19 protein-coding genes are annotated in these 22,696 nt (G+C 70.9%); 14 read left to right on the top strand and 5 right to left on the bottom strand.

Annotated features, from left to right (window positions below):
- The 3 genes from BKE38_RS10270 to BKE38_RS10260 all read left to right on the top strand — a co-directional run.
- A partial coding sequence (locus tag BKE38_RS10270) for an ABC transporter substrate-binding protein (RefSeq protein ID WP_076957226.1) occupies positions 1-1,300 on the top strand: 1,300 nt, incomplete at its 5' end.
- Positions 1,301-1,313: 13 nt separating this feature from the next.
- Positions 1,314-1,913 (top strand): peroxidase-related enzyme, encoded by a 600-nt coding sequence (locus BKE38_RS10265; protein WP_076957225.1) that lies wholly within the window; start codon positions 1,314-1,316, stop codon positions 1,911-1,913.
- Positions 1,910-2,845 (top strand): ABC transporter substrate-binding protein, encoded by a 936-nt coding sequence (locus BKE38_RS10260; RefSeq protein ID WP_076957224.1) that lies wholly within the window; start codon positions 1,910-1,912, stop codon positions 2,843-2,845. Before BKE38_RS10265 ends, BKE38_RS10260 begins: the two co-directional genes overlap by 4 nt.
- An 80-nt stretch (positions 2,846-2,925) precedes the next feature.
- Here the strand turns inward: BKE38_RS10260 and BKE38_RS10255 are convergent, their stop codons facing one another.
- Positions 2,926-4,065 (bottom strand): DUF2252 family protein, encoded by a 1,140-nt coding sequence (locus BKE38_RS10255; protein WP_076957223.1) that lies wholly within the window; start codon positions 4,063-4,065, stop codon positions 2,926-2,928.
- A gap of 276 nt (positions 4,066-4,341) precedes the next feature.
- Between BKE38_RS10255 and BKE38_RS10250 the strand changes: the two genes are divergently transcribed.
- The 4 genes from BKE38_RS10250 to BKE38_RS10235 are packed head-to-tail and all read left to right on the top strand — an operon-like array spanning position 4,342 to position 11,045.
- Positions 4,342-7,266, top strand: a complete 2,925-nt coding sequence (locus tag BKE38_RS10250) for a glycosyltransferase (protein WP_076957222.1) — start codon at positions 4,342-4,344, stop codon at positions 7,264-7,266.
- Between the two features lie 48 nt (positions 7,267-7,314).
- Entirely contained in the window at positions 7,315-8,079 is a 765-nt protein-coding gene (locus BKE38_RS10245; RefSeq protein ID WP_083747446.1) for a hypothetical protein, read from the top strand.
- A gap of 46 nt (positions 8,080-8,125) precedes the next feature.
- Positions 8,126-8,929, top strand: a complete 804-nt coding sequence (locus BKE38_RS10240; protein ID WP_165694156.1) for a DUF3750 domain-containing protein — start codon at positions 8,126-8,128, stop codon at positions 8,927-8,929.
- A 49-nt stretch (positions 8,930-8,978) separates the two neighbouring features.
- Positions 8,979-11,045 carry an ATP-dependent helicase gene (locus BKE38_RS10235; protein WP_242662304.1) on the top strand — a complete coding sequence of 689 codons (2,067 nt, stop codon included), beginning with the start codon at positions 8,979-8,981 and terminating at the stop codon, positions 11,043-11,045.
- A 3-nt stretch (positions 11,046-11,048) separates the two neighbouring features.
- Here the strand turns inward: BKE38_RS10235 and BKE38_RS10230 are convergent, their stop codons facing one another.
- A complete protein-coding gene (locus tag BKE38_RS10230) occupies positions 11,049-12,224 on the bottom strand; it encodes an aminotransferase class V-fold PLP-dependent enzyme (RefSeq protein ID WP_076957220.1) in 1,176 nt (391 codons plus the stop codon).
- Positions 12,225-12,474: 250 nt separating this feature from the next.
- Between BKE38_RS10230 and ltnD the strand changes: the two genes are divergently transcribed.
- From ltnD to BKE38_RS10195, 7 genes are all read left to right on the top strand, one after another.
- On the top strand, positions 12,475-13,383 hold the full coding sequence (ltnD, locus tag BKE38_RS10225) for an L-threonate dehydrogenase (protein WP_076957219.1): 909 nt from the start codon (positions 12,475-12,477) through the stop codon (positions 13,381-13,383).
- A 2-nt stretch (positions 13,384-13,385) separates the two neighbouring features.
- Complete coding sequence (gene otnK, locus BKE38_RS10220) at positions 13,386-14,639, top strand: 3-oxo-tetronate kinase (protein WP_076957218.1); 1,254 nt, start codon at positions 13,386-13,388, stop codon at positions 14,637-14,639.
- Positions 14,640-14,651: 12 nt separating this feature from the next.
- A complete protein-coding gene (otnI, locus tag BKE38_RS10215) occupies positions 14,652-15,431 on the top strand; it encodes a 2-oxo-tetronate isomerase (RefSeq protein ID WP_076957217.1) in 780 nt (259 codons plus the stop codon).
- A gap of 3 nt (positions 15,432-15,434) precedes the next feature.
- The gene (locus BKE38_RS10210) at positions 15,435-16,229 is read left to right on the top strand and encodes a DeoR/GlpR family DNA-binding transcription regulator (RefSeq protein WP_076957216.1); all 795 of its coding nucleotides are present in this window, start codon (positions 15,435-15,437) and stop codon (positions 16,227-16,229) included.
- Positions 16,226-17,188: a D-erythronate dehydrogenase gene (denD, locus tag BKE38_RS10205; protein WP_076957215.1), complete on the top strand. Its 963-nt coding sequence runs from the start codon at positions 16,226-16,228 to the stop codon at positions 17,186-17,188. The genes BKE38_RS10210 and denD overlap by 4 nt, the downstream gene beginning before the upstream one ends.
- A gap of 92 nt (positions 17,189-17,280) precedes the next feature.
- A complete protein-coding gene (gene otnC / locus BKE38_RS10200) occupies positions 17,281-17,913 on the top strand; it encodes a 3-oxo-tetronate 4-phosphate decarboxylase (RefSeq protein ID WP_076957214.1) in 633 nt (210 codons plus the stop codon).
- A gap of 186 nt (positions 17,914-18,099) precedes the next feature.
- A complete protein-coding gene (locus BKE38_RS10195) occupies positions 18,100-19,404 on the top strand; it encodes an MFS transporter (RefSeq protein WP_076957213.1) in 1,305 nt (434 codons plus the stop codon).
- Between the two features lie 42 nt (positions 19,405-19,446).
- Here BKE38_RS10195 and BKE38_RS10190 read toward each other — a convergent pair whose 3' ends face one another.
- The 3 genes from BKE38_RS10190 to BKE38_RS10180 all read right to left on the bottom strand — a co-directional run.
- Positions 19,447-20,946 (bottom strand): FAD-binding oxidoreductase, encoded by a 1,500-nt coding sequence (locus tag BKE38_RS10190; RefSeq protein ID WP_083747445.1) that lies wholly within the window; start codon positions 20,944-20,946, stop codon positions 19,447-19,449.
- A 24-nt stretch (positions 20,947-20,970) separates the two neighbouring features.
- Complete coding sequence (locus BKE38_RS10185; protein ID WP_076957212.1) at positions 20,971-22,284, bottom strand: MFS transporter; 1,314 nt, start codon at positions 22,282-22,284, stop codon at positions 20,971-20,973.
- Positions 22,285-22,356: 72 nt separating this feature from the next.
- Positions 22,357-22,696: SDR family oxidoreductase (locus BKE38_RS10180; protein WP_131829553.1), on the bottom strand; the 340-nt coding region annotated here is incomplete at its 5' end.

The raw sequence follows: 22,696 nt of genomic DNA, 5'->3' as shown, positions 1-22,696 counted from the left end.
CTGGCATGACGGCAAGCCCTTCACCGCCGACGACGTGGCCTTCACCATCAGCCGGGTGCCGAACGTCCCCGGCAGCAATGGCGGCTTCTCCGGCGCGGTGCGGCCGATCCAGCGGGTCGAGGTGGTGGATGCGCGCACGGTCCGCTTCCACACCGCGCGGCCGCATCCGCTGCTGCCGAGCGACCTGGCGCAGGTGCAGATCATCTCGCGCCATGCCGGCACCGGGGCGGTGGCCGAGACCTACAACAGCGGCCAGGCCTCGATCGGCACAGGGCCCTACCGCTTCGGCAGCTACCGCCCCGGCCAGGGCGCGACCTTCACCCGCAACGATGGCTATTGGGGCGGGCGGGAGCCCTGGGCGGAGGTGGATTACCGCTTCCTGCCGAATGACGGGGCGCGCAGCGCGGCGGTGCTGGCCGGCGATGTCGACGTCATCGACCAGGTGCCGTCGAACGACCTGGCGCGGCTGAAGCGCGAGCCGCGGCTTTCGGTCTTCGAGATCGCCGGCGTGCGCCTGATCTACCTGCAGGCCGATTTCTCCCGCAGCGGCGCCGTCCCGACGGTGACCACCCACGACGGCAAACCCATTGAAAAGAATCCGTTCCAGGACCGGCGGGTGCGGCAGGCGCTCGACCTGGCCATCGACCGCCAGGCCCTGGCCGAGCGGGTGATGGAGAACACCGCCCTCCCCACCGCCCAATGGCTGCCCGAGGGTTTCTTTTCATACAATCCCGCGGTGCAGCCACGGCGGCAGGATCTGGCGCGGGCCCGGGCGCTGCTGGCCGAGGCCGGCTTCCCGCAAGGCTTCCGCCTGACCCTCTCGACCCCGAACGACCGCTATCCGAATGACGGCCGCACCGCCCAGGCGGTGGCGCAGTTCTGGACCCGCATCGGCGTCCGCACCGAGGTCGAGGCGCTGCCCTGGGCCACTTATCTCGCCCGCGGCCCGAAGCAGGAATTCGCCTTCCGCCTGGGCGGCTGGGGCAGCCCGACCGGCGAAGCTTCTTATCTGTTGCGCAACGTGCTGGGGACCTATGACCGCGAGCGCGGCTGGGGCTCGCCGAATTTCAGCCGCTACAGCAACCCCGATCTCGACGCCCTGACCGAGCGCGCCATCACCACGCTCGACGACACGGCGCGCGAGGCGCTGCTGCGCCAGGCCGTCGCCGAGGCCGATGCCGATCTCGGCATCCTGCCGCTGTTCCTGCTGAAGAATGCCTGGGCGGTGCGCCGCGGCCTGACCTATGCCGCCCGCGCCGACGAGCAGACGCTCGCCACCGCCGTCCGCCGCGCCGAGTGAAGGAGCCCGCCCGATGAGTGCGACCGAAAGCGAAGCCCCGCCCGTCTCCTGGCTGCAGCTGCCCGAGGCCCCCGAGCCCGGCCCCGCCGTCGCCGGGTTGCTCGAGGAGACGCGACAGAAGCTGGGCTATGTTCGCAACGGCCAGGCGGCGCTGCTGCACCGGCCGGAGCTGGTGCTGGCGCAGGAGGCCCTGAGCCGCGCCGCCAACCGCAACCCGGAAAGCGGGTTGAGCCGCACCGAGCGCGAGCTGATCGCGCTGGTGGTCAGCAGCGAGAACCGTTGCCAGCCCTGCGTCTTCGGCCATGCCGCGGCGCTGCGCGAGCTGACCGGCGACGACTTCTGGGTGGCGCAGGTGACGATCAACCACCGCCATGCCGGGCTGTCGCCGCGCGAGCGCGCGCTGGCCGACTATGCCCTCGCCATCACCCGCGATCCCGGCGCGCTGGAGGCGGAAGCGCTGGCGCCGCTGCGCGCGGCGGGGCTGAGCGAGCTCGACATCCTCGATGCCGCCGCCATCGCCGCCTATTTCAACTTCAGCAACCGCATCAACAGCGCGCTGGGCGTCACGGCCAACCCGGAGGCCCAGGCCGCGCATCGGGGGCGCCGGTCATGATCCTGTCCCGACGCGGCGCCCTGGCGGCGGCCGCGGTGCTGGCGGCGCCCTCGGTGCTGCGCGCCGCACCCCCGGTGCTGAAGGTCGCCAACCAGCGCGGCGGGCTGCGCTCGCTGCTGGAGATCTCGGGCGTCGCGCGCGACCTGCCCTATCGCATCGAATGGTTCGAATTCCCCGCCGCCCAGCCGCTGCTGGAGGCGCTGAACGCCAATGCCATCGACGTCGGCAGCATGGGCGACCTGAACTTCTTTTCCGTCTTCGCCTCGGGGGCGCCGATCAAGGCGATCTCGGCGACGCGCTCCGACGCGGCGTCCCAGGCCGTGGTGGCGCGGCCGGGAGCCAACATCGCCGATGCCGGCGGGCTGCGTGGAAAGAAGATCGCCGCGGCGCGGGGTGGCTGGACGCATTATTCCCTGCTGCGGATCCTGGAGAAGGCGGGGCTCGCCGCCACCGACGTGCAGATCGCCTGGCTGCTGCCGGCCGATGCGGCGCTGGCGCTGCGCAGCGGATCGGTCGATGCCTGGTCGGTCTGGGAGCCCTTCACCTCGCTGGAGATCCTGGAATTCAACGCCACGCTGGTCGCCGATGCGCGCGGCCTGACGCCCTCCGCCAGCTTCCTCGCCGCGCATGACAGGCCGCTGGCCGAGAAGGCGCCGCTGCTGGCCGACCTGGTGCAGCGGGTCTCGGCCGGCTGGGCCTGGGCGCAGGACCATATCCCCGAATACGCCCGCTCCACCGCCGGGCTGCTGCGCCAGCCGGTGCCGGTGCTGGAGCGCGCCTACAGGGTCAACGCCACCCGCAGCATCCCGATCGACGCCGCCGCCCTGCGCGAATGGCAGGAGGCGGTGGACAAGGCGACCGCCTGGGGGGTGATCCCGAAATCCATCCGGGTCGAGCAGGCGGTGCAAGCGCTGGGCTCGTCCCCGGCTTGATCGTCTGCGCGTAACCTTCTGGTCCGGAGATCTTCCCGCCGGAGTCCTCACGGGTTTCACCGGGGACTCCGGCGGGTTCCTCAACCACCCCAGGCTTTGGCGAACCGCTTCTGGTCGAGCGTGGTGGCCTCGGCGGCGGCGCTGGCGGCCTCGGCCAGCCAAGCCCTGGGCCTTGTGGAAAGATCGGCGGCGATGGCGGCGGCCGGGTCGCCCTGGCCGAGATGGATCGCCGCCAGCTCCCGCCCCATCGCCTCCAGCATCGTCGGCTGCAGCAGCACCTCCCGCCCGAGCCGCATCTCCTCGCCTTCCTCGTCATCGGGATGCGCGACCAGCTTGTCGGTGCCGATCTTGTGGTTGTTGGGCGAGAGCCGCCGCACCGCGACGCCATCCACCACCCGGTACCAGGGATCCGGCGCGCGGTAGCGGCCGGTGGCGATCTCCATGCAGCGGATCGCCCGGCCGACCCGGCGGCCGCGGCTCCAGGCCGAGGGCACCACCCCCTTGGCCTCGCGGATCACCCAGTCGCCGCACCATTGCGCCCGCGCCACCCAGCGGGGCCGGCCCAGGCTGCCCAGCCCGGCGCTGCGGTACCACATCTCCGGCGGCTCGGCGCCGCGCGGCAGGGCGGCCAGCAGCGCCTCGCGGTAGCGCGGCCAGAGGAAGGGTCTCTCCCCCTCCTCCCGCGCCTGGAACTTTTTGCGTTTCTTCCGCAGCTTGGCCCAGAATTCCGCGCGCTGGCTTTCGGGCACCACCACCAGCGCCCGCAGCCAGTCCAGCTCCCGGTCCAGCACCGCCGGCCGCGGCTTCTCCAGCCCGGCCGCATAGCCGGCGAGAAGCGGCCGCGCGATCTCCCGCGCATCGGCGTCCGGATCGGCCAGCAACCCGCTGGTGGCGAGCCGCAGCAGGTCGAGCGTGTAAGGCATTGCAGCGGCTTCGTCGTAGTCGTTGACGCCCCAGATCAGCCGTCCCTCGGCATCGCGCCAGGTGCCGAAATTCTCCAGATGGATGTCGCCGACGGCCAGCAGCGCCGGCGCGTCCAGCAGCGCCGGCGCGAAGGCGGCAACCTGCTCGGTCCAGCGCCAGTAGGTCGCGCGCAGGAAGGGAAAGGCGCCGGCCGCCATGCGGACGCGTTTCTCGACCAGCGCCTCCTCCACCACCTCGGTGCCGAGCTCCTCGCGCAGGAAGTCCTCATAGGCCTTGGTGGAGACGATGATGTCCATCGGTGGCGTCCTTGCCCTGCGGCGGGCGCGAGCATGGCATCAACCCGCCGCGCGGCGAAGCGCCGTCCGACGATGCCCGGCGCGTCATGACAAAAAGCGGCCGAGAGAAATCCCGCCATGGGGTGGTCGAGCCGCCGCCCCCTCTGTACCATGCCGGAAGGGTCGAAACGAACAAGAACGGCGCAATCGCCCCGCCTCGGCGCGGCATCTCGACTTTTTCGCCTGCCCGCGGCCAGGGCTCGTTGCTTGCCGTGCCGCTGCCAGGGGATTGCTCGATTGTCCAGCACGCCGATCGACGAGAGGGATTTTCAGGCGGCGCTGGCGGCAGGCGATTTTCCGGCGGCCCAGGCGCTGATCCTCGCCTGGCCGGCCGCGGCGGCGGGCCGGGCCAAGGAAGCCTATCTCCTGCTGCTGCGGACGGCGCGGCGGCAGCGGCAGATGGCGGCGCTGGACGCGCTGCTGGCCCAGGCGCCGAAGCGGCTGCAGGGCCTGCCCCGGTTCCGGCTCGAGGCGGGCTATGCCGCCCGCGCCCGCGGCGACGAGGCCGCCGCGCTCGACCATTTCCTCGCCGGCGGCCATCCGGGACGGCTGCAGGCCGCCATCACCCTGACCCGGCTCGGCCGGACCGCCGAGGCGCGGCCGCTGCTGCAGGGCTTCCTGGCCGAGGAGGGCAGCGAGCCCGCCGCCTGGCAGCAGCTCGGCGCCATCGAGCAGGCAGAGGGCCGGTGGAGCGAGGCCGCCCTCGCCTATGCCGCCGCCCGCGACCTGACGCCGGCCGCGCCCGAGGCGTGGCGGCCGCTGGTCGCGCTCTTCCTCGACCGCGGCGACGAGGCGGCGCTGCTGCGGACTCTCACGGCAGCCGCCGGCCAGCCCTGCCTTGCCGCCGCGCTGCTGGAGCAGGTGGCCGGGCCCGCGCCCCAGCTGGCCCTGGCCGCCATCACGCCGCTGCTCGACGCCGGCGCCGCGCCGCAGCCGCTGCACCGGCTGGGCCAGCGCCTTGCCCTGGCGGCCGGCGATCTGTCCCTGGCCCTGGCGCATCTCGACGCCCAGGCGGCGCCCGAACCCGAGGCGGCGCTGCCGCTGCTGCAGGCGCAGCGTCTGGCCGGGCTGCTGGAGGCGGTCCAGCCACGGCTCGACCGGCTGCTGGCGCAGCATCCGCAGGACGCGGCGCTGCAGGAGGAAGCCCTGCTGCTGGCAATGGCGCGCATCGACCAGCTGGCCTCGACCGATGGCGCGGCGGCCCTGGCCGCCGCCGCGGCGCTGGCGGCACAGCACCCGCAGCGGCCGGAGATCCAGGCCAGGCGCATCGAGCTCGGCCTGGCGGGCCGCGATTTCAACGCGGTGGCCGCGCAGATCGAAGCCCTGCCGGAGCCGGCGGAGCAGGTCGCCTGGGGGGTGCGGCTGCTGCAGCGGCTGCGGCGCAGCGGCCGGCTCGACACCGCCGAGGCCATGGCGCAGCGGCTGCTGCGGGGCCGGGAGCAGGCGGTGCCGCTGCTCGAGGCGGGCGCCGAGATCGCCCGCCAGCGCGGCGACCATGCCCTGGCCCATGCCCGCTTCGCCGCCGCCCATGCCGCCGGCGCCGAGGCCGCGACGCGCGAGATGGCGCGCGAGGCGCTGCTGCTCGGCCGCCATGCCGAGGCGGCTGCGGCGCTGCGGGAGGTGGTCGCGCGCGCGCCGCAGGACCGCTACGCCTGGCTCTGGCTGGCCGAGGCGCAGCAGCGGGACGACCCGGCCGCGGCGCTCGAGACCTATGCCGCCGGCTGCGCCCAGGCGCCCGGCTACGAGCGGCTGTGGCGCGGCCGGGCCGAGCTGGCCGCGCGCTTCATGGGCATGGAGGCGGGGCTTGCCATCCTGGGCTTGGCCGAGGCCGCCCTGCCGCGCCAGGCCAGCCTGCTGCGGCTGCGCATCCGCTTCCTGCTGAAGCTGGGCGAGGAGGCGGCGGCCGCCACGCTGCTGGCCGCGGCGGAACGGGATTTCGCCGGCGACAGCGGCTTGCGCGACATGGCCATCGAGCTGCATCTGGACCGCTGCGACTTCGCCGCCGCCCTGCCGCGGATCGAGGCTCTGCCGCAGGCGACGCCTGCCGACCGCGCCAGGCAGGCCCGCTTCCTCGGCCGCTACCACGCGCTGCGCTGGGAGCTGGCGCCGGCCGAGGCGGCCTTCCGCGCCGCGCTCGCCGCGCATGCGCTCGAGGAGCATGCGGCCTATCCGCTGACCCGGCTGCTGGTGCTGACGCAGCGCGCCGAGGAAGGCTTCGCCGTCCAGCAGGAGCACAGCCGCCGCAAGCGGGCACGCGGCGCCAGCGCCAATCCCAACCAGGGCCTGGCCGGCGCCCTGGTCAACGAGCTGCGCATCGATCCTGCGGTGACCGCGGCGGCCCGCGCGGCGCGGGAGGCCGGCGACACCGCGGGCCTGGCCCGGCTGGTGCGCGACAATCCCGACAGCACCGGCGCCGCCATCGCGCTGCTGGCGCATTGGCGCTTCCGCCGCGGCCTGCCCGCCGGCACCGAGATCCCCGCCCCGGACGCCACCCCGGACGCCGCCTCGGACGCCACCCCGGCCATCCCCCGCAGCGTGGTCCAGTACTGGAACGACGAGGCGCCGCCTGAGGACCTGCAGCGGCTGATGCGCAGCTGGTCGGAGACGCTGCCCGGCTGGTCCTATCGCTGCTTCAACCACCGCCAGGCCCTGGCCTGGCTGCAGCAGCATGCCGCGCCCGATGCGGCCCTGGCCTATCGCCGCGCCCGCGAGCCGGCGCGCAAGTCGGACATCCTGCGCCTGGCCGTGCTGCTGCAGGAAGGCGGCGTCTATGCCGATGCCGATGACCGCTGCCTGAAGGATCCGACGCCGCTGCTGGCCGGCCGCGCGCTGGTGCTGTGGCAGGAACAGTTCGGCACGGCCGGCAACAATGTCATCGCCGTCATCCCCGGCCACCCGGTCATCGCCGGGGCGCTGCGCCAGGCCGTCACCGCGACGCTGGAGGGCTATTCCGGCACGCTATGGCTGGAGACTGGGCCGGGCGCCATGAGCCGTGCGCTCGCCGGCCACCTGGCGGCGCAGGATGACCCGCTGGCGCCGCTTGATCGTGGAGAAATCCTGCTGCTCGACACCGTGGCGATGCGGCGGCACGTCGCCTTCCACCTGCAGGCCGCCTACAAATCCGCCGGCCGCCACTGGGTGCAGGACCGCCATGGCTGGTGAGGACTCCACCGGGAGATCGACACGCTGGATCCCTTCCTCCCCATCCTGGTGAAGGCCGCCACCACCGCCGGCGTCGTGGTCGTCGCCTCGCGGCTGGCGGAGCGGTTCGGCCCCTTCTGGGGCGCGCTGATCGCGGCGCTGCCGGTCTCGGCGGGCCCCGCCTATGTCTTCCTGGCGCTGCAGCACGATGCGGCCTTCCTGGCCGGCAGCGCGCTCGGCAGCTATGCGGCCAATGCGGCGACCGCGCTCTTCCTGCTGGCCTATGCCCGGCTGGCAACGCGCTTCGGCCTGGCGGGATCGCTGGGGCTGGCGCTGCTCGCCTGGGGCGCGGCGGCGGGGATGATCGGCAGCATCACCTGGACGCCGCTCACCGCGACGCTGCTGAACGTCGCCGGCTTCGCCCTTGGTTTTGCAGCCTTGCGCAACCTGCCCCCGGCGCCGCCGGCGCCCATGGCGCCGCTCCGGCGCAAGCGCGACCTGCCGCTGCGGGCGGCGACGGTCGCGGCTTTCGTGGTGCTGGTCGTGCTGGCCAGCCGGGCGCTCGGGCCACAGGCGACCGGTATGGCCGCGGTCTTCCCGATCAGCCTGTCCAGCCTGATCGTCATCCTGCGGCCGCGCATCGGCGCCGCCGCCTCGACGCTGCTGGCCGGGTCGGCGCTGAAGGCCATGATCGGCTTCGGGCTGATGCTGCTGGTGCTGCACCTGGCGCTGCCGCGGATCGGGGTGGCGCCTGCCATGCTGCTGGGGCTGGCCGTCCAGCTCGCCTGGTCGCTCGCGCTGCTGGCGCGGCAGCGGCGCAACGCCCGCGGCTGAACCGCTGCCTTGCGCGTCCTGCCCGCAACCCCAATCTGCAGGGAGCATGACCTTCCTCCGCCTCGGCCTGCTGCTCTTCGCCGTCTTCTACCTGCTGCCGCTGGGCATTTCCGCGGCGCTCTACGCCGCCAGCGGCAGCGGCGCCGGCTGGCGCACCGCCGACCGGTCGAGCGCCGGTCTGCTGCCGGAGCCGGCGACCCACCGCCCCGCCGTGGTGCGGGTCTTCGCCGCCCAGACCGTGCGCTGGCGCGGCATCTTCGCCACGCATTGCTGGATCGTCTTCAAGCCGGAGGGCGCCCGCAGCTACACCCGCTACGACTACACCGCCTGGGGCAACCCCATCCGGCGCGACGGTTTCCTGCCGGATGGCCGCTGGTTCGGCGCGCTTCCCGAAACCGTCTTCGCCGCCGACGGGGCCGAAGCGGCCGCCCTGATCCCGCGCTTCGAGGCCGCCATCGCCGGCTATTCCTGGCGCCAGCCCGGCGACTACAACGCCTGGCCGGGGCCGAATTCCAACACCTTCGTCGCCGCCATTCTCGATGCCGTGCCGGGCATCGGCGTCACCCTGCCGCCCACCGCCATCGGCAAGGACTTTCCGCATGACGGGCGCTGGCTGCGGGTGACGCAGTCGGGTACCGGGCTGCGGCTGACGCTCGGCGGCTATGGCGGACTGACCCTTGGCTGGGTCGAGGGGATCGAGCTGAACATCCTGGGCGCCGTGGCCGGGCTCGACATCCGGCGGCCGGCGGTGAAGCTGCCGGGGCTCGGGCGGCTCGGCATGCGCGGCCAGGACGGGCCGGCGCTGACCGACCCGCCGGGCGCCGGTCCCGAGGCGCCCGCGGCCAGCTGACCGCCCGCGGCTTGACCGGCGGCGCCCGATCGGGCCTTATGTTCCCGCTTTGATCCCGCCGCGCCTCCCGCCGCCCCTCCTGTCCGAGGATCCTCTCGCCGGGCTCAATGCCGAGCAGCGCCGGGCGGTGGAGCATGGCTCTTCCCCTCTCCTCGTGATCGCCGGCGCCGGCTCGGGCAAGACAGCGACGCTGGCGCATCGCGTGGCGCATCTGGTGCGGCAGGGTGCCGACCCGATGCGGATCCTGCTGCTGACCTTCTCCCGCCGCGCCGCCGCCGAGATGACCTGCCGGGTGGAGGGGCTGGCGGCGACCGCGCTCGGCGCCCGCGGGTCCTTGCCCGGGCTGCTGCCCTGGGCCGGCACCTTCCACGCCGTGGGCGCCCGGCTGCTGCGGGAGCATGCGCTGCAGATCGGGCTGGACCCTGCCTTCACCCTGCATGACCGCGAGGATTCCGCCGACCTGATGAACCTGGTCCGGCACGAGCTTGGATTGTCCAGAACCGAAAAAAGATTCCCAACCAAGGCGACCTGCCTCGCCATCTATTCGCGCTGCGTCAATGCCGAGGCGCCGCTGGATGTCGTGCTGCCGACCCATTTCCCCTGGTGCGCCGAATGGGCCGGCCCGCTGAAGGAGATCTTTGGCGGCTATGTCGAGGCGAAGCAGCGGGAAAACACCCTCGATTACGACGACCTGCTGCTCTACTGGGCGCAGATGATGGCCGAGCCGCATCTGGCCGCCGCCCTGTCGCGCCGCTTCGACCATGTGCTGGTCGACGAATACCAAGACACCAACCGGCTGCAGGCCTCGATCCTGCTGGGGCTGAAGCCGGACGGGCGCGGCGTCACCGTCGTCGGCGACGATGCCCAGTCGATCTACGCCTTTCGCGCCGCGACCGTGCGCAACATCCTGGATTTCCCGACGCTGTTCGACCCGCCGGCGACCATCGTCGCGCTGGAGCGCAACTACCGCTCCACCCAGCCGGTGCTGGCCGCGGCCAATGCGGTGATCGCGCTCAGCCCCGAGCGCCATGCCAAGACGCTGTGGACCGACCGCCCCGGCGAAGCGAAGCCCATGCTGATGGGCGTCCGCGACGAGGCCGACCAGGCCCGCTACATCGCCGAGACTTTGCTGGCCAATCGCGAGGCCGGGATGCGGCTGAAGCAGCAGGCCGTGCTGTTCCGCACCGGCAGCCATAGCGGCCCGCTGGAGATCGAGCTGACCCGGCGCAACATTCCGTTCAAGAAATTCGGCGGGCTGAAGTTCCTCGAGGCCTCGCATGTGAAGGACCTGCTGGCCCTGCTGCGCTTCGTCGAGAACCCGCGCGACCGGATCGCCGGGTTCCGGGTCCTGCAGCTGCTGCCCGGCATCGGCCCGGCCTCGGCGCAGCGGGTGCTGGAGGGGATGGCGCCCTCGGCCGATCCGATCGGCGCGCTGTCGGACATCCCGACCCCGCCGCGGGCGGGCGGCGCCTGGCAGGACTTCGTGGCGCTGGTGACGGCGCTGCGGCGCAATCCGACCGGCTGGCCGCAGGACCTGGAGCTCGCCCGCCACTGGTACGAGCCGCATCTGGAGCGGATGCACGAGGATGCCAGCATGCGCCGCGCCGACCTGGTGCAGCTGGGCCAGGTGGCGCAGGGCTACCCGTCGCGCGGCCGCTTCCTGGCGGAGCTGACCCTCGACCCGCCGGACGCCACCAGCGACCAGTCCGGCGTGCCGCTGCTGGACGAGGATTACGTCACCCTCTCCACCATCCATTCCGCCAAGGGGCAGGAATGGCGCTCGGTCTTCCTGCTGAACCTGGTCGACGGCTGCATCCCCTCCGACCTCGGCACCGGCGAGGCCGAGGCGATCGAGGAGGAACGCCGCCTGCTCTATGTCGCCATGACCCGGGCGAAGGAAGAGCTGCAGCTGGTGGTGCCGCAGCGCTTCTTCACCGCAGGCCAGAACGCGCTGGGCGACCGGCATGTCTATGCCAGCCGCAGCCGCTTCCTGCCCCCCGCCCTGCTGCCGCTGTTCGAGCGCGGCTGGTGGCCCGCTGCCTCGGAAGAGCCGCGCCCCGCGGCCGAGGCGCTGCGCCTCGACCTGACCGCGAAGATGCGGGCGATGTGGCGCTGAGCCTCAGGCCAGCGCGGCCAGCAGCCGGTCGATCTCTTCCTCGCTGTTGTAGTAATGCGGCGAGGCGCGGACCAGCATCGGGAGGTCACGCGCCTCGGCGTCCAGCAGCGTGCTGCCGGGGCTGGAGGTGCTGATATTGATCCCCTGCCCCGCCATGGCCGCTTTCACAGTGTCGGCGGCGCGCCCTTCCAGGCTGAAGGAAACAATCGCGGCGGGGTGCGGCCCCAGGTCGCGCAGCTGCGCCCCGGGGATGGTCGCCAGGCCGTCGCGCAGCCGCGTGCTCAGCAGCCGGCAGCGGTCCGCGATAGTCTCGAGGCCGACCTCCAGCGCGTAATCCACCGCGACGCCGAGGCCGAGGCGGCCGGCATAATTGTTCTCCCAGTTCTCGAAGCGGCGGGCGTCCTCGCGGAGGGTGTATTCGCCCCGCCCGGTCCAGGGCGCGGCGAAATGGTCGATCACCACCGGCTGCATCCGCCGCAGCCAGTCGCGGCGGACATAGAGAAAGCCCGTCCCGCGGGGCCCGCGCAAAAACTTGCGGCCGGTGGCGGAGAGCATGTCGCAGCCGATCGCCTCGACATCGACCGGCATCTGCCCCACCGCCTGGCAGGCATCCAGCAGATAGGGAATGCCATGCGCGCGGGCGATGCGGCCGACCGCGGCGGCGGGGTTCACCAGCCCGCCATTGGTCGGCACCCAGGTGATGGCGATCAGCGCGACGCGGTCGTCGATCATCGCCTCCAGCGCTGTGGGGTCGAGCACGCCCGCAGCGTCGTCGGGGATGACCTCGATGGTGATCCCCTTGCGCTGCGCCACCTGCAGGAAGGCGACGTAGTTTGCCGCATACTCCGCCCGCGCCGTCAGGATCCGCGCCCCCGGCCTGAGCGCGATCGATTCCATCAGCGAGTAGAAGGCCATCTGCCAGGCGACGGTGGCGTTCTCGACCAGGGCGATCTCGTCGCGCGCGGCATTCACCAGCCGCGCCACGCTGTCATAGACGCCGTCCAGCGCCGCCGCCCCTTCGGCCGCGGCCTCGTAGCCGCCGATCTCGGCCTCGCGCTGCAGATAGCCGGTCATGGCCTGCAGCACGGGGGCCGGCATCAGCGCCGCGCCGGCATTGTTCAGGTGGATGCGATGGGCGACGCCGGGGGTCTCGGCGCGCAGGCGGGCCAGGTCGATCACGGGGGCTCCTGCTCGGCGGAAGGTCGGCCGGCAGGCTAGCAGCCGGGCGCTGCCGCACAAGCGCAGGTTTGACGCGGTCAAACCTCGGACGGGATGTTGCGGGACCGCGATTGTTGCCCGTTACTCCCCAGCTTTTCACATCAGTCTGTGAATTTTTGTGCGCTTCCGGCCTTCCCTGGGACCAAGCACAGGCGTAACACGGCCGTCACAGCACGATTGCTCAGATCTTCACAGTCAGGCGGAGGGCCTCTTGAGCGCGAACAGTTACAAGGTCTGCGTCGTCGGCCTCGGCTCCATGGGCATGGGCGCGGCAAAGTCCTGCATCGCCGCCGGCCTCACCACCTATGGCGTCGACCTCAACCCCGCCGCCTGCCAGGCGCTGCGCGACGCCGGCGCCGAAGCCGCGGGCCCGGCGACTGACGGCTTCGCCGGCGAGCTCGACGGCGTGCTGCTGCTGGTGGTCAATGCCGCCCAGTGCCGCGCCGTGCTCTTTGGCGAGAACGGGCTGGCGGCGAAGCTGCGCCCGGGCACCGGCGTCATGGTCTCGGCCACCATCTCGGCGGCCGATTCGCGCGACATCGCCAAGGGCCTCGCCGAGCGCGGGCTGCTGATGCTCGACGCCCCCGTCTCCGGCGGCGCGGTGAAGGCGGCGGCCGGGCAGATGACGGTGATGGCCTCGGGCGGCAAGGACGCTTTCGAGAAGCTGAAGCCCGTCCTCGATGCGGTGGCCGGCAAGGTCTACACCATCGGCGAGGAGATCGGCCTGGGCGCGACGGTGAAGATCATCCACCAGCTGCTGGCCGGCGTGCATATCGCGGCCGGCGCCGAGGCGATGGCGCTGGCGGCGCGGGCCGGCATTCCGCTCGACACCATGTACGAGGTGGTGACCAACGCCGCCGGCAACAGCTGGATGTTCGAGAACCGCATGAAGCATGTGGTCGATGGCGACTACACGCCGCATTCGGCGGTCGACATCTTCGTCAAGGACCTGCGGCTGGTGACCGAGACGGCGCTGTCGCTCGGCTTTCCGCTGCCGCTGGCCAGCACCGCCTACACCATGTTCGCCAATGCCAGCAATGCGGGCTTCGGCCGCGAGGATGATGCCGCGGTCATCAAGACCTTCGCCGGCATCACCCTGCCCGAGAAGAAGGAGAAGTGAGCATGCGTCTGGGCGTCATCGCGGACGACTTCACCGGGGCGACCGACATCGCCGGCTTCCTGGTGGCCAATGGGCTGCGCACCGTGCAGCTGAACGACGTGCCGCCGGCCGACCTGCAGGTCGAGGCCGATGCGGTGGTGATCAGCCTGAAGACCCGTTCCTGCCCGGTGCAGCAGGCGGTCGATGAAAGCCTGGCGGCGCTGGCCTGGCTGCAGGCGCGCAACTGCCCGCAATTCTTCTTCAAGTATTGTTCTACGTTCGACAGCACGGCCAAGGGCAATATCGGCCCGGTCACCGACGCCCTGCTGGCCGAGCTGGGCGAAGACTTCACCGTCATCTGCCCGGTGCTGCCGGTGAACGGCCGGACGATCTTCAACGGCTATCTCTTCGTCAACGGCGTGCCGCTGGATGAATCCGGCATGCGCCACCACCCCGTCACGCCGATGACCGACGCCAACGTCATGCGGCTGATGGACGCCCAGTCGAAGGGCAAGACCGGCAATGTTTCCTACCGCGTCATGGACCAAGGCGCCGAGGCCGTCCGCGCCGCGCTGGCGGAGCTGAAGTCGAAGGGCTTCCGCTATGCCGTGCTGGACGCGCTGAGCGACGCGCATCTGGTGGTCATGGGCCAGGCGGTGGCCGAGATGACGCTGGTCACCGGCGGCTCCGGCCTCGCCGACGGCATGGCCCGCGCCTGGGCCGGCAGCGGCGATGCCGCCGCCGCCGCCGCCGAGGGCCGCCCGCCGAAAGGTCGTGGCGTGGTGCTGTCGGGGTCCTGCTCGCAGATGACCAATGCCCAGGTCGCCGCCTATCGCGCCGAGGCGCCGTCGCTGGCCGTCGATGTCGACCGCAGCCTCCATGACGCGGGCTATGCGCAGGAGCTGGCTGACTGGGTGCTGGCCCAGGCGCAGGGCGGCCTGGCCCCGCTGGTCTTCGCCACCCAGCCGCCGGAAGAGCTGAAGAAGCTGCAGGCCAAGTACGGCGCCGCCGAGGCCAGCGAGGCGGTCGAGCGCACCTTCGGCGCCCTGGCCCAGAAGCTGGAGGCCGCGGGCTTCGACCAGTTCATCGTCGCCGGCGGCGAGACCTCGGGCATCGTGACGCAGTCGCTGGGCATCGGCGGCTTCCATATCGGCCCGCAGATCGCCCCGGGCGTGCCCTGGGTGCGCGCGGTGGAGAAGCCGCTGTCGCTGGCGCTGAAGTCGGGGAATTTCGGCCAGGAGCGCTTCTTCTTCGACGCGCAGAACCTGGCCGGCTGAGGAGACAGAACCATGCCGCGTTTCGCCGCCAACCTGTCGATGATGTTCAACGAGGTTTCTTTTCTGGATCGCTTCGCCGCGGCTTCGGCCGCCGGCTTCAAGGCGGTCGAGTTCCTGTTCCCCTATGATCACCCGCCGGAGGTGGTCGCCGAGAAGCTGAACAGCGCCGGCCTGACCCAGGCCCTGTTCAACATGCCTCCCGGTGACTGGGCGGCGGGCGAGCGCGGCATGGCCGCCATCCCCGGCCGAGAGCAGGAATTCCGCGACAACGTCGCGACGGCCATCACCTATGCCAGGGCGCTGGGCTGCAAGACGCTGCACGCCATGTCCGGCATCACCACGGGGATGGACCGCGCCGCCTGCGAAGCCACCTTCGTGGCGAACTTCCAATATGCCGCCGACCAGCTGGCGCCGCATGGCATCACCCTGCTGGTCGAGCCGATCAACAGCCGCAACATGCCGGGCTATTTCATCGCGCATCAGCTGGAGGCCGTGGCCCTGGTCGAGCGGGTGAACCGCCCGAACGTCGCGGTGCAGCTCGACCTGTATCACGCGCAGATCATGGATGGCGACCTGACCAAGCTGATCGAGAAGATGGCCGGCAAGTTCGCCCATGTGCAGATCGCTTCCGTCCCCGCCCGGCACGAGCCGGACGAGGGCGAACTGAACTATCCGCACCTGTACGACGTGCTCGACAAGGCCGGCTACCAGGGCTGGATCGGCTGCGAATACAACCCGCGCGGCGAGACCGTGGCCGGCCTGTCCTGGTTCGCGCCCTACAAGGCCAACTGAACGGTGATTCCCGCCGAACGTCAGACGCTCATCGTCGCGCGCCTCACCGGGCGCGGGGTGCTGAGCATCGCCGAGCTGACCGAGTTGCTCGGCGTCTCGCATATGACGGTGCGGCGGGACATCCAGCAGCTGGAGCGCGAAGGCCGCGTCATGTCGGTCGCCGGCGGCGTGCGCCTGCCGGAGAAGATCTCCTTCGAGCCCTCGCATATCGCCAAGGCGGTGATGGCGCATGACGAGAAGGCGGCAATCGGCCGGCTGGCGCTGTCGCTGGTGCCGCCCGGCGCCGTCATCTATCTGGACGCCGGCACCACCACGCTGGAGATCGCGCAGGGCCTCGCCGGCCGCGACGACGTCGCCGTGGTGACCAACGACTTCGTCATCGCAGCCTTCCTGTCGCGCGAATCCAACTGCCGCCTCTACCACACCGGCGGCGAGGTGGAGCGCGAGAACCAGTCCTGCGTCGGCGACCCGGCGGCCGAGACCATCCGCCGCTTCAACTTCGACATCGCCTTTATCTCCACCTCCTCCTTCGGGCTGCGCGGGGTCTCCACGCCGTCCGAGAACAAGGTGGCGGTGAAGCGCGCCATCGCGCAGAGCGCCGCGCGCAGCATCCTCGTCACCGACAGCAGCAAATACGGGCGGATCGGCACCTTCAATGCCGTGCCGCTGGAGGCGCTGTCGGCCATCGTCATCGATCCTGGCCTGCCCGACAGCGTCCGCACGGCGATCCGCGCCCGCGGCATCGCGCTGCACATCGCAGAGCCCGAAGCCGTTTCCTCGAGGGAACTCACCGCATGAAGATCATCGTCACCGGCGGCGCCGGCTTCCTCGGCAGCCGCGTCATCCGCTCGCTGCTCGCGGCCCAGGAAGCCGGTATGCCCGGCCTGCCGACGTTCGACGGCATCGTCTCGGTCGACCTGGCCCCCTGCCCGGTGACCGATCGGCGCGTCACCTCGCTGACCGGCGACATTGCGGACGCCGGCTTCGCCGAGACGATCATCGGCGCCGACACCGCCGCCGTCTATCACCTGGCGGCCGTGCTCAGCGGCGGCTCGGAGAGTGATTTCGACCTGGCCATGCGGGTCAATGTCGACGGCACCCGCGCCCTGCTGGAAGCCGCGCGCAAGGGCGGCGCCGTGCCGCGCTTTATCTTCACCAGCTCGCTCGCCGTCTATGGCGGCCCGATGCCGGCGGTGGTGCCGGAAGAGCTCGGCCTGCAGCCGGCCAGCACCTATGGCGCGCAGAAGGCGATCGGTGAGTTCCTGGTCAACGACTATTCCCGCAAGGGTTTTGTGGACGGCCGCGTCTGCCGCCTGCCCACCATCGTGGTGCGCCCGGGCAAGCCGAATTCCGCGGCCTCGTCCTTCGCCTCCGGCATCATCCGCGAGCCGCTCGCGGGCGTCGCCTCCAATTGCCCGGTGCCGACCGCGACGAAGATGTGGCTGTCCTCGCCGGACACGACGGTGAAGAACCTGGTGCATGCCATCACCGTCGACGGCGCCCAGATCGGCCAGTGGCGCACGCTGAACCTGCCGGGCATTTCGGTGACCGTGCAGGAGATGCTGGACAGCCTGGAGCGCGTCGGCGGCAAGGAGGCCCGCGCCCTGGTGACGCAGGAGCCGGAGCAGCGCGTCATCGACATCGTCTGCTCCTGGCCCGGCGATTTCGAGGTCAGCCGCCCGATTGCCCTCGGCTTCACCCGTGATGCCGACTTCGACTCCGCTGTCCGCCAGTACAAGGCCGAATTCGCGTCCTGATCCTGCCCCTCGCCGCGCGCCGCCGGCGCGCGGCGACGTTGCGGTTGCCCGCCTGCCCAGCCCAGCCCCTCTCCCCTGCACGGAACCCGAGCATGACCGAAGCCGAAATCCGCGACCTTCTCGTCGAACTCGGCGCCAGCCTTTTCGCGCGCGGCTATTCCGTCGGCAGCGCCGGCAATATCAGCGTCCGCCTGCCGGACGGCTATCTGATGACGCCGACGAATTCCTCGCTCGGCCGGCTGCAGGCGGACCGCATCAGCAAGCTGGACAAGGACTGGAATCACGTCGGCGGCGACAAGCCCTCCAAGGAGGTCTTCATGCACCGCGCCGTGCTGACCGCGCGGCCGGAGGCAGGCGCCGTGGTCCACCTGCACTCGACCTATGCGACGGCGATCGGCTGCCTGGCGGCGCCGGGCGAAAGTGCGCCGATCCCGCCGCTGACGCCCTATTTCGTCATGCGCGTCGGCCGCAGCCTGCCGGTGATCCAGTACTACCGCCCCGGCGACGGCGCGATGGAGCAGGAGATCCATGCGGCGGCCAAGGGGGCGCGCGCCATGCTGCTGGCCAATCACGGGCCGGTGGTCTCCGGCAAGAACCTGGTCGACGCTGTCTATGCGGCCGAGGAGCTGGAGGAATCGGCGAAGCTGGCGCTGATGCTGCGCGGCCAGAAAGCCCGCGAGCTGACGCCGGCCCAGGTGGACGACCTGCTCTCCACCTTCGGCTGACACCGACCGACAAGTTCAGGGCGACCGTCAACACCGGCGATCCAGACCGGCGGCGCCCAGGGGAACGTCGAAGCAAAGGAAAGCGCGGGCCAGGCTGATCCGCTGGCCCAACAGCAACCTGCTTTCGACAACGGCGTCGCGCGTCGCGGGCGAAGACCTGCGGCGGCACGCCACGGAGTGGAACGAATGAGTGCAATGTCCGGCGGCGCTGCCGCCGTGCCGAACAAGGCGGAGAACGGGCTCTACCGCAAGGTGGCGTTCCGCATCATGCCGCTGCTGGTGCTCTGCTACGTCATCGCCTATCTCGACCGCGTCAATGTCGGCTTCGCCAAGCTGCAGATGTCGACGGACCTCGCCTTCAGCGAGACGGTGTTCGGCCTCGGCGCCGGCATCTTCTTCCTGGGCTATTTCTTCTTCGAGGTGCCGAGCAACATCATCCTGCACCGGGTCGGCGCGCGCATGTGGATCGCGCGCATCATGATCACCTGGGGCGTGCTGTCGGCGCTGTTCATGTTCGTCGAGACGCCGTGGCAGTTCTACCTGCTGCGCTTCCTGCTCGGCGCCGCCGAGGCCGGCTTCTATCCCGGCGTCATCCTCTACCTGACCTACTGGTTCCCCTCCAACCGCCGCGCCAAGATGTTCGCCATCTTCCAGGCGGGCAGCCCGGCGGCCGGCATCTTCGGCAATCCGCTCTCCGGCTGGATCATGGATTTCTTCGACGGCTGGAACGGCTGGGCCGGCTGGCAGTGGATGTTCCTGATCGAGGCGATCCCCGCAGTGCTGCTGGGCCTCGTCGTCATTGCCATGCTGGACAACGGCGTGAAGGATGCGAAGTGGCTGGACCAGTCCGAGAAGGACATCCTGGCCCGCAACATCGCCGCCGATGACGGCGGCAAGTCCGGCTCGCATTCGCTGCGCGCCATCCTGTCCGACTGGCGCGTCTGGCAGATGAGCCTGATCTACTTCCTGTTCGTCATGGGCCAGTACGGGCTGACGCTGTGGATGCCGACGCTGGTGCGCGCCTCGGGCGTCACGGGCAACTTCAACATCGGCCTGCTGAGCGCCATTCCCTTCATCTGCGCCATCATCGCCATGGTGATCTTCAGCCGCAGCGCCGATCATCACCGCGAGCGCCGCTGGCACCTGGTGATCCCGGCGATGCTGGCGACCGTCGGCTTCACCGTCGCCGCGACCGCGTCGAGCACCACCATCGCCATCATCTTCCTGTCGATGGCCGCGGCCGGCGTGCTGGCCTGCGCGCCGCTGTTCTGGTCGCTGCCGACCGCCTTCCTGACCGGCGCCGCCGCCGCCTCGGGCATCGCGGTGATCAACTCGGTGGGCAACCTGGCCGGCTTCGCCAGCCCCTACATGATCGGCACGCTGCGCGACATGACCGGGTCTTCCGCCATCGGCATGTATGTGCTGGCGGCCTGCCTGGTCCTCGGCGCCGCCATCGTGCTGACCGTGCCGGCGAAGATGGTCAACCGCTGACCATGTAACCGCGGACGGGCGCGAAGCCCGTCCGCATCTTTCTCAGCGTGCCTTGTGGCGCGCAAGCAATTCCGGCTGCAGCAGCTTGCCCGGGTTCATGATGTTCTGCGGGTCGAAGCACTGCTTCAGCCGCGCCATCATCTCCATCTCCAGGTCGCTCTTGTAATGCGCGAGCTCGGCGATGCGGAGCCGGCCGACGCCATGCTCGGCGGTGATCGAGCCGCCGAGGCCGATGACAATGTCATGCACGATGCGGTTCACCTCGGGCAGGTAGGACTGCCACTCCGCGAAATCGCCGCCCTCGGCCTGGATCGGGTTGTAGTGGATGTTGCCGTCGCCCAGATGGCCGAAGCCGAATGAGCGGATGCCGGGGAAGCGCGCCGCCAGCGCCGCATCGGCCTCGGCGATGAAGCGCGGCACCTGCGACACCGGCACCGAGACGTCGTGCTTGTAGGAGGCGCCTTCCAGCCGCTGGCCTTCCGGCGCACCCTCGCGGATGCGCCACAGCGCGGCCGCCTGCTCGGCCGAGGCGGCCAGGGTGCCGTCCAGGACCTCGTCCGCCTCGATGCCGGCTTCCAGCACCGTCAGCAGTCGCTGGCGCAGCGCTTCCTCGTCGCCTTGCGCGTTCAACTCGACCAGGATGTACCAGTCGTAGCGCGTCGCCAGCGGATCGGCGATGCGGCTGTTGTGGCGCATGGCGATGTCGAGGCAGCGCCGCTCCATCAGCTCGAAGGTGGTGATGTTCTCGCCAAGATTCTTCCGCGCACGGCGCAGCCAGGCGACGGCGTGGGCGGGATCGGGCACGGCGAGGAAGGCGGTCGCGCTGGCCGGCGTCTGCGGCAGCAGCCGCAGCGTCGCGGCGGTGATGATGCCCAGCGTGCCCTCGGCGCCGATGAAAAGCTGCTTCAGGTCATACCCCGCGCTGTCCTTGCGCAGGCCGCGCAACCCGTCCCAGATGCGGCCATCGGGCAGCACCACCTCGAGCCCCAGCACCAGGCCGCGCGCCGTGCCGTAGCGCAGCGCCTGCACGCCGCCGGCATTGGTCGAGAGATTGCCGCCGATCTGGCAGCTGCCCTCGGCGCCGAGGCTGAGCGGGAACAGCCGCCCCGCCTCGGCCGCCGCCTGCTGGATGGTAGCCAGCACGCAGCCCGCATCGACGGTGATGGTATCGTTGTCCAGGTCGATCGCCCGGATCTTCTGCATCCGGGAAGTTGAAAGAATAATCTCGGAATTGTCGGCATGCGGCTGGCTGGCGCCGGTGAGACCCGTATTGCCGCCTTGCGGCACGATCGGCGTGCCGGTCGCCGCGCAGATGGCGACGACAGCCGCCATCTGCGCCGTGTCGGCCGGCATCACCACCGCCGGCACCGCGCCGGTCCAGTTGTCGCGCCAGGCCACCAGGTGCGGCTGCTTGGCGTCGGCGTCGGTGATGATGCCGCGGTCGCCGACGATGGCGCGGATCGGCGCCAGGACGTCGCGCTCGAAGCGCCCCGGATCGCGCAGCAGGCCCTGGCCGGCAGAAGCGTCGTTGTGGTCGGGCATGCTGTCTCCTCCTGGGGGCCGTTCTTATTCGGCCGGGCTGGCGCCGAGCGCGGCCTCGCGCCGCTGCGCGCGGCCGAGCCAGAGCGCCACGCCCGCGGCCATCACCATCAGCACGGCGATGGTCAGCAGCGCCGCCATGATGCTGTTGGTGCTGTCCTTGACGATGCCGATCAGCTGCGGGCCGATGTAACCCCCGATATTGCCGATGCAGTTGATCACCGCGACGCCGACCGCGGCCGCAGCACCGCTGAGGAAGGCCGTCGGCATGGTCCAGAAGACCGGCAGCGCCACGTTGATGCCGATCAGCGCGATCGACAACGCCAGCATGCCCCAGACCGGGCTCTGGATATAGGCCGACATCACCATGCCGACGGCGCCGACCAGGATCGGCAGCACGGTATGCCACAGCCGCTCGCCGGTGCGGTCGGAATGGCGCGTCCACAGCGTCATGCAGATGGCGGCGCCGATCGGCGGCAGCGCGGCCAGCAACCCGATATGGAAGGGATCGCTGATGCCCCATTCGCGCACCAGCCCCTGCACGATCTGCGGCAGCCAGAAGCTGAGGCCGTAGAGGCCGATGACCGGGCCGAGATAGACGGCGCCCAGCAGCCAGACGCGCGGGGATTTCAGCGCCGCCATGATGCCGTCGGAATGCGCGGCCGCGCGCTCGGCCTCTTCCGCCTGCAGCCGCGTGGTCAGCCATTGCCGCTCGGCGGGCTCCAGCCACTTCGCGTCCTGCGGCTTGTCGGTCAGGTAGAACAGCGTGACGATGCCGAGGACGACGGCGGGAATGGCCTCGACGATGAACATCCACTGCCAGCCGGCCAGGCCCCAGATGCCGTGCATGTGGAACAGCGCGCCCGACAGCGGCGCGCCGATGATGCCCGACAGCGGCGTCACCAGGATCAGGAAGCCGAAGGCGCGGGCGCGGTATTGCGCCGGGAACCAGGTGGTCAGGTAGTAGATCATGCCGGGGAAGAAGCCGGCCTCGGCGATGCCGAGCAGGAAGCGCACCGTGTAGAAGCTCCAGGGCCCGGTGATGAAGGCCATGCAGCCCGACAGGATGCACCAGGTGATCATGATCCGGGCGATCCAGACCCGCGCGCCGAAGCGCCGCATCGCCAGGTTGCTCGGCGCCTCGCACAGCACGTAGCCGATGAAGAAGATGCCGGCGCCGATGCCGAAGACCGTGGCGGAGAAGCCGAGATCCTCGTTCATGCGCAGCGCGGCGAAGCCGACATTCACCCGGTCCAGCCAGCTGACGAAATAGCAGACGCCGAGGAAGGGCATCAGCCGCCAGATCACCTTGCGGATGGTCGTTTGCTCGACCTGATCCATCTTATTCCCTGTCGTTCCCCTGGAGGACCGGCCTTCGTCGCGCACGGGCCGGCGTCGCGCCGTCGTGTCGGCCTAGACGCTGCGCCCGCCATCGATGTCGAGGATCACGCCGGTGACGAAGCTGGCCTCGTCGGAGGCGAGATACAGCGCCGCGGCCGCGACATCCGCCGGCTGGCCGAGCCGGCCGAGGGGGACGATGTTCTGCATCTCGCGCCGCTTCTCCGGCGTGTCCTCGCCGAGGAAGGTCGCCAGCAGCGGCGTCTCGGTGGCCACCGGGGCCAGGGCATTGACCCGGATGCGGTCCGGCGCCAGCTCGAGGGCCAGGGTCTTGGTCAGGTTGTGCACGGCGCCCTTGCTGGCATGGTACAATGCCAGCAAGGGCGCCGTGCACAACCTGACCAAGACCCTGGCC

The sequence above is a fragment of the Teichococcus deserti genome (assembly GCF_001982615.1).
Lineage (GTDB): Bacteria > Pseudomonadota > Alphaproteobacteria > Acetobacterales > Acetobacteraceae > Pseudoroseomonas > Pseudoroseomonas deserti.
Note: the sequence above shows the minus strand (reverse complement) of the source record. Positions and strands in the feature narration are given on the sequence as shown.

Bases quoted from the DNA above. Each gene is read 5' to 3' on its own strand.
- otnK (WP_076957218.1), top strand. From the start codon at position 13,386: ATGCGTCTGGGCGTCATCGCGGACGACTTCACCGGGGCGACCGACATC.
- otnC (WP_076957214.1), top strand. From the start codon at position 17,281: ATGACCGAAGCCGAAATCCGCGACCTTCTCGTCGAACTCGGCGCCAGC.
- BKE38_RS10185 (WP_076957212.1), bottom strand. From the start codon at position 22,284: ATGGATCAGGTCGAGCAAACGACCATCCGCAAGGTGATCTGGCGGCTG.
- BKE38_RS10255 (WP_076957223.1), bottom strand. From the start codon at position 4,065: ATGGACATCATCGTCTCCACCAAGGCCTATGAGGACTTCCTGCGCGAG.
- BKE38_RS10195 (WP_076957213.1), top strand. From the start codon at position 18,100: ATGAGTGCAATGTCCGGCGGCGCTGCCGCCGTGCCGAACAAGGCGGAG.
- otnI (WP_076957217.1), top strand. From the start codon at position 14,652: ATGCCGCGTTTCGCCGCCAACCTGTCGATGATGTTCAACGAGGTTTCT.
- BKE38_RS10265 (WP_076957225.1), top strand. From the start codon at position 1,314: ATGAGTGCGACCGAAAGCGAAGCCCCGCCCGTCTCCTGGCTGCAGCTG.
- denD (WP_076957215.1), top strand. From the start codon at position 16,226: ATGAAGATCATCGTCACCGGCGGCGCCGGCTTCCTCGGCAGCCGCGTC.
- BKE38_RS10190 (WP_083747445.1), bottom strand. From the start codon at position 20,946: ATGCCCGACCACAACGACGCTTCTGCCGGCCAGGGCCTGCTGCGCGAT.
- BKE38_RS10240 (WP_165694156.1), top strand. From the start codon at position 8,126: ATGACCTTCCTCCGCCTCGGCCTGCTGCTCTTCGCCGTCTTCTACCTG.
- BKE38_RS10260 (WP_076957224.1), top strand. From the start codon at position 1,910: ATGATCCTGTCCCGACGCGGCGCCCTGGCGGCGGCCGCGGTGCTGGCG.